We start from the raw sequence: 18,423 nt of genomic DNA on the forward strand, positions 1-18,423 counted from the left end.
ATTTTCTTATTATAGAACAGATGTTCCTGTTTTGTAAAGCTTATTATTAATATTGCCGGTCATAATCAACAAGGTTTAGAGAAGGCGTGCCTGATGATAAGTAAGACTTCACATTTTCGGTAAAAATATTAACGATCCGGTCAGCGTATTGATCTGTAATTCCAGCGGAGTGTGGAGTGATAATAACCTGCTCCATAGACCAAAGCGGATGATCCTGCGGAAGGGGTTCAGTCTCAAAAACATCCAACCCAGCGCCACGGAGTTGTCCGCGATTCAATGCATCGATCAGCGCCTCTGTATCGGTAGTTGCGCCCCGGCCAATGTTAATGTAATAGGAGCCTTCTTTAAACGCGGAGAAGCTGGTGGCATTAAATAAATGCTTGGTCTCATCGGTAATAGGAAGGGTATTGATGATGAAATCTCCTTGACTTACAGCTTCGGATAAACGATCTGTTGTATAGATTTGATCAAAGTCTGCGACTGGCTTACCGGAACGGCTGACACCGATAGTCTTCATCCGGAAGGCTTTAGCAATTCTGGCGGTTTCACTGCCGATCGCTCCAGTTCCAGCTATTACGGCTGTTTTACCGAACAGCTCGCTTTCACTGCCATCAGATTTCCAAATACGGTTCTGCTGATTGCGTACAGCTGTATGCAAATTACGGGTGAAGAGAAGTATGAACCCGAAGATTACCGCAGAAATAGGTTCGGCATGAACCCCGCTCCCACTGGTGAGCAGGATTCCTTGTTGCTTAAGACGATCGAGAGGAAGCTTCTCAATACCAGCAGACCAGGACTGAACCCAGCGAAGGGAGGACTCGTGGCGAAGGAGTGTATCCGAAATACCTTTTGCCCAGCCAATTACAATTTCTGCTTCTGCAAGCAGCTGCAAATCCGGATTTTTTGCGTCTCCTTGTGTAAATGTATAGCCTGGGGCAGCCGCTTTGATCCTTTCCTGCTGCTGAGATGTAAGTGGTTGTAGACATACTATAGACTTAGTCATGATGTGTTCCTCCTACTTTGTGGTTTAATGGATATGGATCATGTTATAGGTTAAGAATACCAAATCTATTGGAGAAGGTGAAATTGACCATGGATGCTAAAGCATCAGAGAACGAATCAGAACGGCTTTTTTTAGCTGTGAAATTACCTTCTGAGCTGCAAGAAATAGTGGCGCAGGCATGTTCAAAGCTATCTGAAAATTTTGATTTTGCTAAATGGACAAATCCGCAAGATTATCATATTACCCTGCAATTTTTAGGAGATACCCCAAAGGCCAAAATTCCAGATTTAGTGAAATCCTTGAGGAAGACTGCGGGGCAAGGCAGACCCTTCAATCTCTCTTTGGACAAATGGGACACATTTGGTCTTCCAGCTTCCCCAAGAGTCCTGTGGATAGGGGTTTCCGGCGAAATAGAGGCATTAAATCAATTAGCTGCAAGAGTGCATTCAGCGACGTTTCCACTAGGTTTTTCAGGCGAATCCAGGGCCTATAAACCGCATCTTACTGTGGCTCGAAAGTACCGGGGAAAAAATTCATATGATGATAAATTGCTGGAAAATTTACTGAAATTGGATGATGATTGGAACCTAAAAAACTATCAGAGAGACTGGACGATTGATAGTTTTGTGTTGTATGCTACCAGAATGTATGCCATTCCTATGTATGAAATTATTGAAAAGTTTACAGTTTAAAATCGATAATAAAGTTTTCAAAGCTTCCGTTTTCGGTTACATACAATAGGAATGTGCCGTGAAATAGGAGGAATATCATGTTAATTTTTAAACAAAACCGCTATATTGCGTTGCTCGTTGGCGTTATACTAGTGTGTTTCTCTGCCATAAGCTTATTGCAACCCGAACAAGTTGCGGAAGGGAAGGTGGACAGGGTGCAGATGGATAAGTTGCAATCCACTAGCCGTGCATCCGTACTTTCTCTTTTGCAAGATGAATCGAAGTCTAGTATAACGAGTAGCATTACGAGGGGCATTACTGAAGTTACACAAGCCAATAAGCTTAATAACACATTCAGTCTTTTAAGTTCCGCTTGGAAACCGGCGAAGGGTGTGGAATGGCTTAGTGTAAAAAAATTAAAACAAAAAAACACAAAAAACACATCGAACGTTTCCATTATTCGGGTGAAGGCTGATGTAGTACAATCCAAGCCAGCTGCGCAAAAAGCGTCGCAATTGGCGGAAACAGCAACAAAGAGTAGTCAGGCGACAGCGAAGACAGTCTCGGCTTCTCAGAAACATCCCCTCACAACATTGTACTTCTCTCGGACAGAGCTATTAAGCCAGGAGCAGCAAAGTAAAGCAACCCGGCGCTACGCTGTATCCGAAGAAGAACTGCTTCTGCTACAAAAAATTGTAATGGCAGAGGCGGAAGGTGAACCGTACAAGGGCAAGGTGGCAGTTGCCAACGTTGTTCTGAATAGGCTGCGGTCAGCCAATTTCCCCGACACGATATATAAGGTTATTTATCAGAAGAGCCAGTTCAGCCCTGTAGCTAACGGGCGTCTTAACCGTGTGAAGCCTAACGATGATAGTATTAAAGCGGTGAATGCTGCACTCTCCGGAGTAAAGGAAGTTCCCGATAATACTTACTTTTTCTTGTCGCTAAAACTTGCACAGGATCTGACCGTACATCATACACAGACTTATGTTAAAACCATTGGCAATCATACTTTTTATAAATAAATTTGGTGGATCTGTGAACCTCAGCGCTATATAGGGTAAACTAAACTATATGAATCTGGAGGTGGAAGATAACCATGAAAATCACTTATTATGGACATTCAGCTCTGCTGGTAGAGACGGGGAACGTGAAGGTTATTATTGACCCTTTTTTGTCAGGCAATCCGAACTCCGGTATTTCACCTGCCGATATTTCCGTTGATGCCGTTCTGCTTACTCACGGCCACTCTGACCATTTTGGAGATGCTGTCGAAATTGCCAAACAGAATGATTGTCCGATCTTTGCGGTGTTTGAGCTTGCCGAATATTGCCGGATGAAGGGTGCACAGGTAAAGCACATGAATATAGGTGGTAGTCATACCTATGCCGGGATGACTGTGAAATTTACGCAGGCATTTCATTCCTCATCCATTCAGGAGGGCGACTCTTGGATTTATGCTGGACAACCCGCGGGGATTTTATTGACGATTGAGGGCAAGACGATTTTCCATGCGGGGGATACCGCGCTATTCAGTGATCTGCGCCTCATTGGAGAAAGGAATGCGATTGCCCTGGCAGCTCTGCCTATAGGCGATATGCTTACCATGGGACCGGATGACGCCTTGCTGGCCGCACGCTGGCTGCGGGCGGATAAGGTGATCCCGCTACATTACAATACATTTCCGGATATTGCTCAGGATGGTGCTGATTTCTGCGATCGCCTGCACCAAGAGGGAGTGGAAGGTTTCCCACTTAAAGCTGGTGAGAGTGTAGAATTTTAACCAATCCGATTTATATTAAAAAAAGCAGGTAGCCGGGGGAAATTCCCTGACTACCTGCTTATTCTTTAAGGTGTAATACATACAGGTTCTTCATTACGTGCTTGCGCTCTAGAGCCTCTGATTTCAGTTGCTTCGCTTACGGGGTTACCTAACATCTTCAGAACAGTAGTCGCACAGCTTTGCGGTTGATGTTTATCTGGAGCGAGACGTCGTCTGCGTTGCTCTTCCAGAACTGAATATTCACGAAGCATCATAGTGAACCATTTGTTCACTACTTCCGAGTCGAGCACCTCTGCCAGCCCAAGCTCTACGAAATATTGGCAGTTTTTCTCTTCCTGACCTGGAATAGCTTTATAGAAAAGCATCGGAATTCCTTTGGCCTGACCTTCTGTGCAGGTCATCCCTCCAGGCTTCGTGATCAGCAGGTCTGAGGCATCCATCAATTTATTGATTTCACTGCTATATCCCAGAATTTTAACATTGGGATGATTGAGCAGTGGATTGGACTTCATTTTGGCGATTAGCTTCTCATTACTGCCCATACAGAAGACGAGCTGAATATCATCCATTCTGGCGGTGAGGGAATGCATAATCTCTTTGCCGAACATTAACCCCCAACCTCCACCCATAATGAGTACGGTTGGGATATCAGCCAATCCCAGTTCCTTGCGCAGCAGCGTCTTGTTGGAGCGTTCCCAGAACTTTGGATGCACTGGGATGCCAGTCACGGTTACTAGCTCTGGAGCGATCCCACGGCCTGTCAGAATGGATTTGACACGTGGGGTAGATACGAGATAACGATTGACCTCGGAATTTACCCAGCTCCCATGTGCATCATAATCTGTAATTAATGTATACAGAGGCACATTTAATCCACGACGCTTTAGTCTGGAAATGACCGCAGCCGGAATGGGATGAGTGCAGATAATCAAATCAGGCTTTAGCTGTTCGATCACCTGTGAAGCATGTGTATAAAAAATCCGGTGAAGCGCCATTTTAGTCAACGGGTTCAATGATTTATGATATTGTGTCTTATACATCATGCCGACCAGCTTAGGCTGGCTGCTAACTGTTTTGCGGTAAGCGGAAAGAATCCAAGGGGCGACCGTCGGGTTAAGAAATTTCCCCAGCTCGATGACTCGGCACTGGACATCCGGATTCAGCAGCTTTATTCCTTCGGCCAGAGCATAGGCTGCTCCTGTGTGGCCCGTACCGAAGCCTTCCGAAAACAGCAGTACTCTTTTCTTTCGCATAAGTTCACCTGCTACTTTCCTTTTCTATAGAGATGCTTTCCTTCTTCTAATTATACTAGGAAATCTATACTATACTCACATTATACAAGTAAGACGTAAATAGAAAGTTAAAACCCTGCAATAAATAAAAAAATAAAAGGTTCGCCCAAAGTATTGCAAACTAGAAAACAACATGATAAAGTAGTGAATGACCAATTGACCGGATTAGTAAAATGGTCAGAAGTCAGCGGGAACGATATTTTCTGGAGAAAGGAAGTGTGCACAGGTGGCAGTGGTGGATCGAAGACAGCAGGTGCTTCAGGCCGCAGCGAAATCTTTTTCATTATTTGGCTATAAGGCAACTACAATGGATCAGGTTGCTAAGATTGCAAATGTCGGTAAGGGAACCATCTACACCTTTTTTACAAACAAAGAGCAATTGTTTGACGAGATCCTGCGCGATATGATGATGGAAATGAAGACGATAGCTGAACGGGAGATCAGGCGAGACAGACCTTTCTTTGATAACTTGCATCGTGTGCTGGATGCTCTGCTTGAGTTTCGAAGTGAGCAGGAGCTATTCATAAAACTTTCCCAGGAGAATCGCGAATTCGGTACGCCGCAGGCTGGAGAAGGACTCGAGAAGATCGAGAACGTAGTTTTAGAATATTTAGAACGGGAGGTGCAACAAGCGCTCCAACAGGGAGAAATCAAACCTTGCGATCCCAAAATCGTCTCGGTAGTCATGTTCAGATTATATATTGTATTGACTGCTGAACTGAATAAAACACATACTCCCTTGGACAAGGAACAGATCAAGATGTATTTTCATTTGTTTCTCGCCGAAGGATTGGCACAGTAAGGGTTGATTCAGGATAGGGATGGCGTTCTCAGCATCACTCGATTCGCTTTCCCTTAACAATTCTCAAGATGATTAGGCATTGAAGAAGAGCCGCAAGGCATTTTTTTATACCCTGAATTGACCGAATGGGGAAAACAGTCACTTAGTGTTACGTAATATTTCGCAAACAAAGCATTTTAAAGAGAGCATAAGCTCATAAGGAGAGAACCAGAATGAAATCATTATCCGTATTTACCAAGGATCTTGGAGCAGCCCTTAGAAATCCGAAGGTGCTGATTCCGATGATTGCTATCCTATTTATTCCGGTGATGTACAGCGGATTCTTCCTGAAGGCATTCTGGGATCCGTATGGCAAGATGAATGAACTTCCGGTTGCTGTGGTCAACCAGGATGTCGGCGCTAATTATGAAGGCAAGCAACTACAAGCCGGTAATGATCTTATAGAAGAGTTGAAGGTAACCGACGGCTTCCAGTGGAACTTCGTTTCCCTTGAAGAAGCGGAAGCAGGAATGAAGGACAATACTTATTATATGTCGATCATTGTTCCGGAAGACTTTTCTGCTAAAGCTACTACTCTTATGGATGATGAACCACAGCCGGCAAAAATTATTTATGAGCCAAATGAAGGTTATAACTTCTTGGCTGGTCAGATCGGTGGTACGGCTGTAGCAGAAATTAAAAATAAAGTATCTGCTAAAGTAACAGAAGCTTATGTGGAGTCTGTATTCAATCAGATTACAGAAGTATCTGATGGATTGGGCGAAGCCGGAGATGGTGCTTCCAAGATCGCTGATGGCGCTGGTAAGCTAGATGACGGAGCCTTGAAGCTGAAAGATAATCTACTTGTACTGACAGATGGTACAGGTAAACTTCAAAATGGTGTAGAACCCCTTACACAAGGTGTGACTGATTTGAATGCAGGTGCTACGGCGCTTAAAACAGGATCAACCACGTTGGCAAGCGGATTGCAACAATTGTCTACTGCACATACGCAACTTCAAGACGGTGTTGCACAAAGTTCTGCCGGCAGTAAACAGCTTAGTGACGGCTTGAAACAAGCTGTAACAGGTGCTACACAGCTTCAGGCGGGAACACAGTCTGCTGTGGATGGTACTTCTAAACTACAAGCAGGAACACAATCTTTAGTTGATGGCAGCGCGAAGCTGGAAGCGGGCTTAACTTCTTCCGTAGATGGCAGCGCGAAACTGGAAGCGGGTTTGCAAGCTTCCGCCGCAGGCAGCACGAAGGTAACTGAGGGTGCTAAAGCGGTAGCTCAAGGATTGGAGCAATTGGCACAGGCTAGTCCTGAGCTGGCACAAAATCCAGCGGTACAGAAGCTGCTGGCAGCTAGTGCAGCCGTGGCACAAGGCAGTGAGCAACTGCAACAAAGCCAAGAGCAGCTGGCACAGGGTGCTACTGCACTCCACAGTGGGCAAGAGCAACTGGCACAAGGTGCAACTCAACTGCACTCGGGTTCACAGCAGGTAGCTGCTGGTGTAACTCAGTTGCATGATGGAGCAAAGCAATTAAATGCTGGTAGCACACAGCTGTTGACAGGACAACAAAAACTGGCACAAGGCGCATCTGCACTTGTAACTGGTGGCGATAAGCTGAATGCAGGAATGCAACAATTTGGTGCGAAGCTTAAAGAAGCTGCAGCTGGAGGCAGCAAGCTGGCTGAAGGCGGTAAAGCACTTGGTGATGGTACCTCAAAACTGCTTAGCGGTGTAGGCGAACTAGGTTCCGGTATCAGTGCGGTTGCAGATGGTTCGAAAAAACTGGCTGATGGCGCAGGCGAGCTGAAAGATGGTATGGATGATCTAAAATCTGGATCAACAGAACTGGCAACTAAGCTTGGCGATGCTGCTGAAAAAACAGGCAGTGTGAACAAAACAGATGCAATGATGGAAATGTTCGCACAACCAGTTGTGGTTGAGGATAAAGTTGTGAATCATGTTCCGAATTATGGTACAGGTTTTGCTCCTTACTTCCTATCCCTTGGATTATTTGTAGGTGCTTTGATTTCAACAATTGTTATTCCAATGCGTGATTCGGCTGTCCTTGGTGCTAGCCGTATGAACCGTTTCATCAGCCGTACGCTTACCTTCACAATCATGAGCTTCATCCAGTCTATGCTGGCTGCTGTGGTTGTATTGTACGGACTTGGACTGGAAGTACAAAGTAAACCGCTATTCTTCGTATTTACATTCTTAACAAGCTTAGTTTACACATGGGTAGTTCAAGCGATTGTTACTTGGATGGATCAACCGGGACGTTTCGTTGTTATCGTTATTCTTATTTTCCAATTAACAACTAGTGCCGGAACATTCCCACTTGAATTGATCCCTGACTGGATGAAATTCTTTAATCCACTGCTTCCAATGACTTACACAGTTAGTGGTCTCAAAGCAGTAATTTCTACAGGTGACTTCAGTGCAATGTGGGGAGATGTAGGTATCCTGGCAATCTTTGGTCTTGGATTCCTTGCTCTTACCTTCGCTTACTTCATGACACGTAGCCGTGAGAATGAAGTTGGAGTGAATAGTGAACAAGTTTTGACTGTATAAACTGATAAATTTTTTGAAAAAAAAGTATAAAAAAGCGTCTCCTCCGGGAGACGCTTTTTTTGATTTAAAATCATAAAAACCCTTTTTCTTGCAAACATATTAGAAGGAGTGAAAAATCTTGTAACGCTTTCATTGCATATGCACTTATGCGTTATTTATGTATAATTATGCAACATGAAGTTTTTTTAAACTTTTACTCGCTAAAGCTGTGATGCAAAAACAATTGTTAATCAGCATCATAAAAAAGTTTAAATTGCGCTGATGATACCTCGGTGATAAAATAATAGCACTAATCTGGATTGAATAATTATTAAGATTTTCATGTGAAAAATTTTCCTAACACATTGCATACTTTATAATAGAAAGGTTGCGTTCGATGAAACACACTGAACTGCCCGTAAAACAGGGCCTGTATGATCCCCAGTTCGAAAAAGATGCTTGCGGCATGGGATTTGTAGCTCATATTAAAGGCACACCGTCTCACAATATCGTAAGTAATGCTTTGACAATGCTCTTTAATATGGAGCATCGGGGAGGCCAAGGTAGCGAACCCAACTCTGGTGACGGAGCAGGTATCATGCTTCAAATTCCGCACCGTTTCTTTGCAAGCGAAGCTCAGAAGCTAGGCTTTGCTTTGCCGGAACAAGGCCATTATGGCGTGGGCATGATCTTTTTATCTCATAACGAAGAAGTTCGGGCGCAGCATGAAGCTCTCTTAAGCAATATTATTGCTGAAGAAGGTCAAATAGTACTCGGCTATCGTGATGTGCCTACCTATGATGAAATGCTTGGCAAGACAGCGAAAGCTGCTAAGCCTTTTGTGCGTCAAGTATTTATCGGCCGCTCGGCTTCAGTCACGAATGAGTTGTCTTTTGAACGTAAGCTTTATGTAATCCGCAAACGTGCAGAGCTTGCCATTCGTTACGGTGGTGCAGAAGAGGATGAATCCTTCTATATTCCAAGCTTGTCGTGCCGTAAGATTGTATACAAAGGCATGCTGACTACAGAACAAGTCGGACAATTCTACCTGGATTTGCAGAACGAAGAGCTGGAATCAGCGATCGCGTTAGTTCACTCCCGTTTCAGCACGAACACCTTCCCAAGCTGGGAACGTGCGCATCCCTACCGCTTTATGATCCACAACGGTGAGATCAACACCTTGCGTGGTAATGTGAACTGGATGCATGCGCGCCAGTCATTGTTTAAGAGCGAAGTGTTTGGTGAAGATCTGAACAAGATCAAGCCTGTTATTAACCCGGATGGATCGGACACTGCAATGTTCGATAACACCTTTGAGTTTCTCTATTTGAGCGGACGCTCCCTGCCACAGGTAGCCATGATGATGGTTCCTGAACCATGGAGCAATCATGATAGTATGGATGCTGATAAAAAAGCATTTTATGAATACCACAGTACTCTAATGGAGCCATGGGACGGGCCTGCTGCAATGGGCTTTACCGATGGTATACAAATCGGCGCTATTCTGGACCGTAATGGCCTGCGTCCTGCTCGTTATTATGTAACGAAAGACGATATGATTATTTTATCCTCAGAAGCCGGTGTACTGGACATTCCAGCAGAGGACATCTTATATAAAGACCGCCTGAAACCTGGACGCATGCTGCTCGTGGATACGAAGGAAGGCCGCATTATCTCCGATGAGGAAGTTAAATCGGCTATCGCCTCTGAGAAGCCTTATCGCCAGTGGCTGGATGAGCATTTGATCAGTCTTGATGAGCTTCCGGATGCACCTGAACTGCCAAATCCTAAGCATGACAATGTACAACAGCTACAGCAGGCTTTCGGCTATACTTTTGAAGACTTGCGCAAGGTGCTTGAGCCAATGGCATCTACTGGTGCTGAAGCTGTCGGTTCCATGGGTTATGATGCTCCGCTCGCCGTATTTTCGGACCGCCCGCAACGTCTCTATAACTATTTCAAACAAATGTTTGCTCAGGTAACGAATCCACCCATCGATGCCATTCGTGAAGAGCTGGTTACATCCACAACGACTACGATTGGACCAGAGCGTAATTTGCTTAAACCGGAACCGGAAAGCTGCCGCCAGATCTCGCTGCAAACGCCAATTCTTTCGAACGAAGATTTTGCTAAGATTCGCCATGTTCGCCGTGCAGGCTTCAAATCGATGTCTATTCCAATTCTTTTCCCGGCTGAGCTTGGGGCAGAAGGATTACGCATCGCGCTTGAGCGCATGAACGAGGCTGCTGACCGTGTTATGGCTAAAGGGCATAACATTCTGATTCTGACTGACCGCGGTGTGGACAGTGAGAATGCTGCGATTCCAGCTCTGCTTGCGGTATCGAGTCTGCATCACCATTTGATCCGCCAAGGAACACGGACGAAAGTTAGTATTTTGCTGGAATCCGGTGAACCACGTGAAGTCCATCATTATGCGCTGCTGCTCGGTTATGGTGTGAGTGCAGTAAACCCTTATCTGGCTTTTGAAAGCTTGGATGACATGATCGGCCAAGGCTTATTGCGGGGAATCTCGCATGAAAAAGCAGTGAAGAACTATATTAAAGCTGCGACTAAGAGCGTAGTTAAGATTCTTTCCAAAATGGGAATTTCGACGATTCAATCTTACCGCGGTGCGCAGATTTTTGAAGCTGTGGGTCTGAACTCTGAGTTCGTGGATCGTTACTTTACTTGGACACCTTCCCGGATTGGCGGTATTGGCTTGGAGGAAGTGGCAACTGAGGCGCTTATCCATCATAACCGTGCTTTTACAGAAAAAGACGGAAATGATAAGGTGCTTGACTCCGGGGGCGATTATCAATGGCGTAATGATGGGGAAGAGCATCTATTCAATCCACAGACGATTCATCTGCTTCAGCACTCTGTGCGTAGCGGGAATTATGATATGTACAAGAAATATGCTGCCCTTGTTCAAGGAGAAAGCGAGAAGCAATTGACGCTTCGTTCCTTGTTGCAATTCAAGTCAGCCTATGAACCGATTCCACTGGAAGAAGTAGAATCTGCATCGTCCATTATGAAACGGTTTAAGACGGGTGCAATGTCCTTTGGTTCCATTAGTAAGGAAGCACATGAGACACTGGCCATTGCGATGAACCGTATCGGTGGTAAGAGTAATACGGGGGAAGGCGGCGAAGATCCAGCCCGCTATATTTCGGATAGCAATGGTGATTCACGTCGCAGTGCGATTAAACAAGTAGCTTCTGGACGTTTTGGTGTTACCTCGAACTACCTAGTTAACGCTGATGAGATCCAGATTAAAATGGCTCAGGGCGCTAAACCAGGGGAAGGTGGACAGCTTCCGGGACGTAAAGTTTATCCTTGGGTCGCTGAAGTACGTGGCTCAACAGCAGGTGTCGGTCTGATCTCACCTCCACCGCATCATGATATTTACTCTATCGAGGATTTGGCAGAGCTGATCTATGATCTGAAAAATGCAAATCCACGTGCAAACATTAATGTTAAGCTCGTATCGGAAGTTGGAGTGGGTACGATTGCTGCGGGTGTAGCCAAAGGGCGCGCTGATATTATCTTGGTTAGTGGCTATGATGGAGGTACAGGGGCATCGCCGATGAACTCCATTCGTCATGCGGGTCTTCCGTGGGAGCTTGGCTTGGCTGAAACCCATCAGACATTGATGCTCAACAATCTGCGTGACCGTGTAGTTCTGGAAACGGATGGTAAAATGCTAAGCGGCCGCGATTTGGCTGTAGCTGTATTGCTTGGGGCCGAAGAGTATGGTTTTGCCACTGCTCCGCTAGTATCTGTTGGCTGTATAATGATGCGTGTCTGCCAAATGGATACTTGTCCGGTTGGTGTAGCTACACAGAATCCGGATCTTCGTAAGAATTTTACCGGTGATCCGCAGCATGTAGTTAACTTTATGACCTTCGTGGCACAGGATCTACGTGAAATTATGGCAAGTCTCGGCTTCCGTACAATTGAAGAGATGGTAGGCCGTACCGATTGTCTAGACGCAACTCAGGCGTCGAAGCATTGGAAGAAGAAAGGCATAGATTTGAGCAGCCTGCTGCATACACCGGAATTACCGGAAGGAAGCACACGCTTCCGCAGTAAATACCAGAATCATGGTCTGGAAGAGACACTGGATGTTTCGCAGCTGCTCGACCTGGCAGCACCTGCACTGGAATCAGGTACCGCTGTTGAGGCATCACTGCCAATCACGAACGTTAATCGTGCCGTCGGAACTATCCTTGGCAGCGAGCTGACCCGCAAGTATGGGGCCGCAGGTTTGCCGGATGATACGATTCGGCTTCATTTCACCGGTTCTGCTGGTCAAAGCTTGGGTGCATTCGTGCCTAAGGGAATCACGCTTACGGTGGAAGGAGATTCCAATGACTATGTAGGTAAAGGATTGTCGGGTGGTAAGATTATTATCAAGCCATCTCCGAAAGCTACCTTTGCTGCTGAGGACAATATCATTATCGGAAATACTGCATTCTACGGTGCAACAGGTGGAGAAGCTTATATTAACGGTATCGCTGGTGAACGTTTTGCCGTCCGTAACTCCGGAGCGAAGGTTGTTGTAGAAGGCGTGGGTGACCACGGCTGTGAATACATGACTGGAGGCCGAGTGGTTGTCCTTGGTGAAACTGGCCGTAACTTTGCGGCAGGGATGTCAGGCGGCATCGCTTATGTCTACGACCCAGATAGAACCTTCATCGGCCGCTGCAATCTCGAAATGGTACTACTCGAGAGAGTGGAAGAGTCTGAGGAGATCGAAGAGCTGCGTGAGCTGATTATCCGCCATACCGAGCTTACAGGTAGTGCGGCTGGCGCACGAGTACTGAATCAGTGGGCAGATAGCTTGCCGAACTTCGTTCGTGTCATTCCGAAGGATTACAAACGGATGATGGAGCAAATTCGCAAGGTAGAACAAACCGGGTTGACCGGAGAAGCTGCGTTGATGGCTGCATTTGAAGCAAATATGCGCGAGCTTGCCCGTGTTGGCGGTTAAATTGTTGTACTTGAATGAAATAGGAACTAAATGAATAAGGGGACCTGACTCTTCCTAATACCGGAGAAGTCAGGTTCCTTTTTTTACTGGCAGACTCTTATCCTCTAGTGATTTTCGGAAAAAAGGGTATATGTGGTAAACTAGGTTATAGATGAAAGGAAGTGAGACTATGTCGAATACAGAAATATTGATGGAGCCTGTTGCCCGCCTGCAGGGAGTCACCAAAAAAATCGGCTCGAAAACGCTGGTGAGCGATTTAACGCTGGACATCCCGCCTGGACAAATCTTCGGTTTTTTGGGACCCAACGGAGCAGGTAAGACTACTACAATACGGATGATGGTAGGATTAATTTCCATTAGTCGTGGAGACATCTTGATCTGTGGCCGTAGTATTAAAAACCATTTTGAAGAGGCTATCGCAAATATAGGGGCCATTGTAGAAAATCCAGAGATGTACAAGTTCCTCACCGGTTATCAGAATCTGCGCCAATATGCACGGATGGTGCCAGGGGTAACAAAGCAACGGATAGATGAGGTTGTCGAGCTAGTCGGACTAGGTCAAAGAATTCATGACAAAGTTAAGACCTATTCGCTAGGTATGCGTCAGAGGCTGGGAGTGGCTCAAGCACTGCTGCACAGACCCAAGCTGCTGATTCTAGATGAGCCAACCAACGGGCTGGACCCACAAGGGATACGCGAGCTCCGAGACTATTTACGCCGTTTATGTCAGGAAGAAGGAACAACTGTATTCGTCTCCAGTCATTTACTTTCCGAGATGGAGCTCATGTGTGACAGCGTTGCGATTATCCAAAATGGACGACTGGTGGATGTGAAGCAGCTGAAAGGGGTAGGCAATACTGTAATGCCTCTGGGAGAAACCTTGTTCGAGGTTGATAATGCTGAGGCTGCGTTAGCCCTCATTGGACGTGGAGTATTTAAGAGTGGGGGACTTGTGCTTGAGGCAGAGCGTGAGGAGATTGCAGAATTAAATGCCAAGCTAGTGGCAGGTGGGATTAAGGTGTATAACATCAGAACCCTTGCCCGTACGCTGGAGGATCAATTCTTAGAGGTTACAGGAGGTGAAGGAATTGGGTGAGTTTACAGCTCTCATACATAATGAGAATATCAAAATATACAGCCGTGTCCGCACATGGATTATGCTGCTTATTCTTGCAGTGATGAGCGTGCTGCTTCCTGCGCTTATTTATTTCACAAGCGAAGGCGATTCATCGCTTATGGGGCTTTGGGACAACTTTCAGATGACGGTGAGTATTGCGTTCTTCTTGAATACAATCTTTACCGTTGTAGTGGCTTCTGACTCCGTAGCGGGCGAATTTACCTGGGGAACCATTAAGCTGCTGCTGATTCGCCCGTGGAGTCGCTCCAAGATCCTGCTCTCGAAATATATTTCCATGGTGTTATTCAGTTTGCTTAGCACCGCAGTATTGATTGCTTTTGGGTTTGGTGCTTCGTTAATCTTCTCCTCATCTTCGGGAGATACGATGTCATCCATTACGGCTTGGAGTCCAGCGGAATATTCCTTCCTAGATCTCCTATGTCGTTACATTGAGCTTTTCCTGACTGCTGCTCTGGCTTTCATGGTATCTAGCGTATTCCGCGCAAGTGGGCTGGCTATTGGATTATCCTTATTTATTATGTTTGCCAAGAGTATTTTTACGGTTATTTTTAGTCCAGAACGGTTTGAATGGGCCCAATACTTGATCTTCACACATATGGATCTAAGAGGTTACCTATTGTCGGATACGGGTCCGGGGGGCTCAACACTTGGCTTCTCCATAGCTGTATTAGCGGTGTACTATATCCTATTCCTGGCCATTTCCTGGATTGTCTTCCGTAAAAGGGACGTTGCTTCATAGAAATAAGTCTAGCCGGCTTCAAGTGTTCCTTGAGCTTTGGAGGAGCGCTTGGCTGCCTTGTCCTTTTTCATATTACTTTTGGGCTCACCTGCTTTTTCAGAGGTGGGCTGTTCTTGCATGGCAATGGAGCCATTCAGGAGGCTGCCTTCCATAATGCTAAGTGCTCCTGCTGAAATATTGCCATGCAATTCTCCGGTTCCGGTCATAATGAGTCTGCGATCAGCCGTAACATCACCGTATACTTTGCCGGCAATCACGATTTCTTCCGCTTTAATACTGGAGCGCACTGTTCCTTCTTCTCCTACAGTCACGACACCACTGCAAATAATCTCACCGCTAAAGGTACCCTCAATCCGCAGGTTTGTATCACATTGCACCTTACCCTCCAGTGTTCCTCCATGCCCAATTAGGGAATCGGTAGATTTAAAGGGGACACGCTGCTGCCGTTTGTTCCACATTTATAAATTCCTCCTATTTTGAAATTAAATGCAACCCTTTAGGGTTTGACATACGCCAAAGGGTTGACTGTTTTATTCTGCTTCACAACCTGAAAATGAAGATGAGGACCTGTGCTTCGGCCAGTGCTTCCAAGCAAGCCGATTTTCTGCCCTTTGCTAACCTTGTCTCCCGCAGATACGATCATTCCGTTCAAATGCATGTACCAGGTTTCCAATCCATTTGAATGCTTAATCACGATGTATTTTCCGCGTGCGCCCATTTGTTCCGCAGTAATAACCTCGCCATCTAAGGCAGCATATACAGGATCACCGATGTTCCCAGCAATATCGACACCGGAATGGAACGCAGACAAACCTTTGAATGGATCTGAGCGGTAGCCGAAGCTTGAAGAAATGACTTTGGACTCGGTAGGCCAGAGCGGTACAGCGTTAAGTTTAGCCTTTTCTGCACGGGCCTTTTGAGCTTGCAGATTTGCCTGTACGTTATTCTCATGCTCTGCCTGTGTGATCGTCTGTGTGATACTTTCCACCATTTCATCAAGCATCCCGTGAATCTCCTCAAAGTCATCCTTAGTTTCTTCCACCAAGCTCGTAGCGTCGTTCTGATACACCGCGATGTATTCTCCACCAACCTGCGGGGTGAGTGTTTTTGGAAGGGCTGCGGTGATGGCCCCAAAGCGGAAACTTATGGCGGATAGAGAAGTGGAAGATGAGTTCTCTTCTGTACTCTGCTTAAAGGAAGTCTCTTTAGGAACAGGAGAAGAAAGACGGTTAGATAAACCTAATGTTGAATTTGAAGTGGCCGATCCAGCTTTTGATTTTTCTGTTGCGGATTTCTCCGGTTGAGATTCATTCGTGTCTGTAGCGGCAGCAGCACCTTTGCTTTTGTTAATCAATGCTTGCAGCTCCTGTTCCAGTGCATTTACACTCTTCAGCTTGTCTTTAATGTTATCTGCCTCTTCCGAAAGTTCGCTGACCTGGCTACGAAGCTGTGTTAAATCTTTATCCTTGTCGGCGACCTTCATTTCCATGCGGAGATTGGTTAGCGATAGTGCGGCTGCCTCGGCTTCTAGCTGTGAGATGGACTGAGAGGCATGGAAATGCATAGAGGTGACCAGACTGGAGATAGACAGGGCTGCTGCTGCCGGTAAGGCGAACGCTAGCGGTTTGGAGATGTGGAGCTGTTTGACTGGACGTCCGGCATCCCTTACGACAAGCAGCGTAATCCGTTTATGATCTGGCTGACTCTTCATGGCTTCTCCTTTCTGCGGCTTATGGCAGCCGCTTGCGATACCTGAGGCTAACGACTTTTCTTCCATTAGGCTCATCCGAATTGTCCTACTACTCTATGTATTCCATATCTTTCAGGAACATGACAACGGTTTGTTTGAATAAAGAAGGAGAGTTACGGCAAAACCTGTACTAGAGTCATCGCAGAGAGTCTATTGCATCTGTTTTTATTAATTGAGGGGGTAGAGAATTGAAGATTTTCGCGATAATTCTAATTCTTTTTATCATACAGATTGCATTGATTGTATTTCTGGAGTACCGACGCCCGCAAAGGGCTATAGCATGGTTGTTTATTTCCTTCTGTTGTCCACCGCTCGGTCTGGCATTCTATTATTTTCTAGGTCGTGACTACAGACAGAATAGAAAATTGAACAAAAGATGTACTTCACTCTTCCGGGAAATCCGTTCGTATGTCACTGGTAAGATTAAGGTAGTAAAACAAGCGTCGGATACTGGAAACGCTCAGTTTGAGAATAACGAGGGTTTATTGGTTTTGCTTGCAAAGCTCTCGGAAGGGCCTATTACAGGCCATAACAAAAGCAGAGTGCTGTCAACTGCAAGAGAAGCTTACGACGCTATGCTGGAAGCCATGGAAGAGGCAAAAGAACATATCCACATGCAATTTTATATTTATCGTGATGATGAGATCGGAGAACAGTTTCAGGACGTTATGATTCGAAAGGCGCGGCAGGGAGTAAAGGTGCGTTTGCTTTGTGATGGACTGGGCAGTCATCGATTAAGCCGTAGGTTTATTCGAACCCTGAGAAATGCCGGGGTGGAGTTCCACTTTTTTTTACCTCCGATTAGTTCTTTACTGGATCGTCGGTTTAATTTCCGCAATCATCGGAAGATCCTAGTGGTGGACGGATTGATTGGTTTTACGGGGGGAATGAATATCGGTGATGATTACTTAGGAAAGGACGCCAAGATGGGTTACTGGCGCGATACCCATCTGCGTTTAGAAGGAGATTCTGTTTATTATATTCAGTATGTCTTCCTGAAGGATTGGAGACTGGCCTCTGGTGAAGGTATGAGTCATCCTCGTTTGTTCCCTGAGCACTCTTGCAAGGAGCAAGAGGCCGTGCAGATTGTAGGAAGTGGACCGGATGCTGCGATTGATGCTTCTCAGGAGATGTATTTTGCCGCTTTTTGCTCTGCTAGGGAACGGATCTGGATTACTTCACCGTATTTTATTCCGGATCCTGCGATTTGTCGTGCTTTGAAGAGTGCAGTCCTTCGTGGAGTGGATGTTAGAATCATCATTCCGGCGAAGCCTGATAATAAGCTTGTTTATCATGCTTCTTTGTCTTATCTGGAGAATTTACAAGATGCAGGCGTGAAGTTCTATCGCTACACCAAAGGATTTATGCATGCCAAAGTCATGATTGTGGATGATCTGCTGGGTACGGTGGGAAGTGCGAATCTGGATATGCGCAGCTTCTATTCTAATTTCGAAATGACAGCGGTTTTGCTGCATCCTGAGACGATAGCAGAGCTAGTCGCGGGGTTTGAAAAGGATCAAAAGAACAGTGAATTCATTGATCCTGTAAAATTTAAGGAGAGAGGGAGAATTGTCAAACTCGGTGAAGGGCTATGTCAGTTGTTATCACCGCTGTTATGACCGGAAAGAGGACTAAATCTGAATTTTTCGAAGGATAGTACCTGTTCCATTCATTATTAGAGCATATTTTGTGATATAATAATTGTA

At 45.7% G+C, this 18,423-nt stretch carries 13 protein-coding genes; 9 read left to right on the top strand and 4 right to left on the bottom strand.

The features are described from left to right. Positions 1-46 precede the first annotated feature (46 nt). Positions 47-1,003, bottom strand: a complete 957-nt coding sequence (locus NSQ55_RS05035; RefSeq protein WP_339171704.1) for a D-2-hydroxyacid dehydrogenase — start codon at positions 1,001-1,003, stop codon at positions 47-49. An 89-nt stretch (positions 1,004-1,092) separates the two neighbouring features. Between NSQ55_RS05035 and thpR the strand changes: the two genes are divergently transcribed. From thpR to NSQ55_RS05050, 3 genes are all read left to right on the top strand, one after another. Continuing rightward, positions 1,093-1,695, top strand: a complete 603-nt coding sequence (thpR, locus tag NSQ55_RS05040; protein WP_076194205.1) for an RNA 2',3'-cyclic phosphodiesterase — start codon at positions 1,093-1,095, stop codon at positions 1,693-1,695. A 77-nt stretch (positions 1,696-1,772) separates the two neighbouring features. Beyond that, positions 1,773-2,699, top strand: a complete 927-nt coding sequence (locus tag NSQ55_RS05045; protein WP_076185046.1) for a cell wall hydrolase — start codon at positions 1,773-1,775, stop codon at positions 2,697-2,699. A gap of 74 nt (positions 2,700-2,773) precedes the next feature. Beyond that, positions 2,774-3,457 (top strand): metal-dependent hydrolase, encoded by a 684-nt coding sequence (locus tag NSQ55_RS05050; RefSeq protein WP_076185047.1) that lies wholly within the window; start codon positions 2,774-2,776, stop codon positions 3,455-3,457. A gap of 65 nt (positions 3,458-3,522) precedes the next feature. Here NSQ55_RS05050 and NSQ55_RS05055 read toward each other — a convergent pair whose 3' ends face one another. Beyond that, positions 3,523-4,710 (bottom strand): glycosyltransferase, encoded by a 1,188-nt coding sequence (locus tag NSQ55_RS05055; protein ID WP_076129244.1) that lies wholly within the window; start codon positions 4,708-4,710, stop codon positions 3,523-3,525. Positions 4,711-4,975: 265 nt separating this feature from the next. On the opposite strand from NSQ55_RS05055, the gene NSQ55_RS05060 reads away from it, so the two are divergent. From NSQ55_RS05060 to NSQ55_RS05080, 5 genes are all read left to right on the top strand, one after another. Next, complete coding sequence (locus NSQ55_RS05060) at positions 4,976-5,551, top strand: TetR/AcrR family transcriptional regulator (RefSeq protein ID WP_076129243.1); 576 nt, start codon at positions 4,976-4,978, stop codon at positions 5,549-5,551. A 212-nt stretch (positions 5,552-5,763) separates the two neighbouring features. Beyond that, positions 5,764-8,118 carry a YhgE/Pip domain-containing protein gene (locus NSQ55_RS05065; protein ID WP_339171710.1) on the top strand — a complete coding sequence of 785 codons (2,355 nt, stop codon included), beginning with the start codon at positions 5,764-5,766 and terminating at the stop codon, positions 8,116-8,118. 376 nt (positions 8,119-8,494) lie between these two features. Then, positions 8,495-13,090: a glutamate synthase large subunit gene (gene gltB / locus NSQ55_RS05070; RefSeq protein WP_339171712.1), complete on the top strand. Its 4,596-nt coding sequence runs from the start codon at positions 8,495-8,497 to the stop codon at positions 13,088-13,090. 169 nt (positions 13,091-13,259) lie between these two features. After that, positions 13,260-14,186, top strand: coding sequence for an ABC transporter ATP-binding protein (locus NSQ55_RS05075; RefSeq protein ID WP_232061156.1), 927 nt, complete (start codon positions 13,260-13,262; stop codon positions 14,184-14,186). Beyond that, positions 14,179-14,967, top strand: a complete 789-nt coding sequence (locus tag NSQ55_RS05080; protein ID WP_076185050.1) for an ABC transporter permease — start codon at positions 14,179-14,181, stop codon at positions 14,965-14,967. Before NSQ55_RS05075 ends, NSQ55_RS05080 begins: the two co-directional genes overlap by 8 nt. Before the next feature lie 8 nt (positions 14,968-14,975). Here the strand turns inward: NSQ55_RS05080 and NSQ55_RS05085 are convergent, their stop codons facing one another. Both NSQ55_RS05085 and NSQ55_RS05090 read right to left on the bottom strand, forming a co-directional pair. Beyond that, positions 14,976-15,425: a polymer-forming cytoskeletal protein gene (locus NSQ55_RS05085; protein ID WP_038568928.1), complete on the bottom strand. Its 450-nt coding sequence runs from the start codon at positions 15,423-15,425 to the stop codon at positions 14,976-14,978. Positions 15,426-15,463: 38 nt separating this feature from the next. Further along, the gene (locus NSQ55_RS05090; protein WP_076185051.1) at positions 15,464-16,744 is read right to left on the bottom strand and encodes a M23 family metallopeptidase; all 1,281 of its coding nucleotides are present in this window, start codon (positions 16,742-16,744) and stop codon (positions 15,464-15,466) included. A 161-nt stretch (positions 16,745-16,905) separates the two neighbouring features. On the opposite strand from NSQ55_RS05090, the gene cls reads away from it, so the two are divergent. Next, on the top strand, positions 16,906-18,336 hold the full coding sequence (gene cls, locus NSQ55_RS05095; protein WP_076129238.1) for a cardiolipin synthase: 1,431 nt from the start codon (positions 16,906-16,908) through the stop codon (positions 18,334-18,336). The last annotated feature ends 87 nt before the right edge of the window (positions 18,337-18,423 follow it).

The organism is Paenibacillus sp. FSL H7-0943, assembly GCF_037963265.1.
GTDB lineage: Bacteria > Bacillota > Bacilli > Paenibacillales > Paenibacillaceae > Paenibacillus_AQ > Paenibacillus_AQ odorifer.

Bases quoted from the DNA above. Each gene is read 5' to 3' on its own strand.
- NSQ55_RS05035 (WP_339171704.1), bottom strand. From the start codon at position 1,003: ATGACTAAGTCTATAGTATGTCTACAACCACTTACATCTCAGCAGCAG.
- NSQ55_RS05065 (WP_339171710.1), top strand. From the start codon at position 5,764: ATGAAATCATTATCCGTATTTACCAAGGATCTTGGAGCAGCCCTTAGA.
- NSQ55_RS05045 (WP_076185046.1), top strand. From the start codon at position 1,773: ATGTTAATTTTTAAACAAAACCGCTATATTGCGTTGCTCGTTGGCGTT.
- NSQ55_RS05090 (WP_076185051.1), bottom strand. From the start codon at position 16,744: ATGGAAGAAAAGTCGTTAGCCTCAGGTATCGCAAGCGGCTGCCATAAG.
- NSQ55_RS05085 (WP_038568928.1), bottom strand. From the start codon at position 15,425: ATGTGGAACAAACGGCAGCAGCGTGTCCCCTTTAAATCTACCGATTCC.
- NSQ55_RS05075 (WP_232061156.1), top strand. From the start codon at position 13,260: ATGTCGAATACAGAAATATTGATGGAGCCTGTTGCCCGCCTGCAGGGA.
- NSQ55_RS05055 (WP_076129244.1), bottom strand. From the start codon at position 4,710: ATGCGAAAGAAAAGAGTACTGCTGTTTTCGGAAGGCTTCGGTACGGGC.
- NSQ55_RS05050 (WP_076185047.1), top strand. From the start codon at position 2,774: ATGAAAATCACTTATTATGGACATTCAGCTCTGCTGGTAGAGACGGGG.
- thpR (WP_076194205.1), top strand. From the start codon at position 1,093: ATGGATGCTAAAGCATCAGAGAACGAATCAGAACGGCTTTTTTTAGCT.
- gltB (WP_339171712.1), top strand. From the start codon at position 8,495: ATGAAACACACTGAACTGCCCGTAAAACAGGGCCTGTATGATCCCCAG.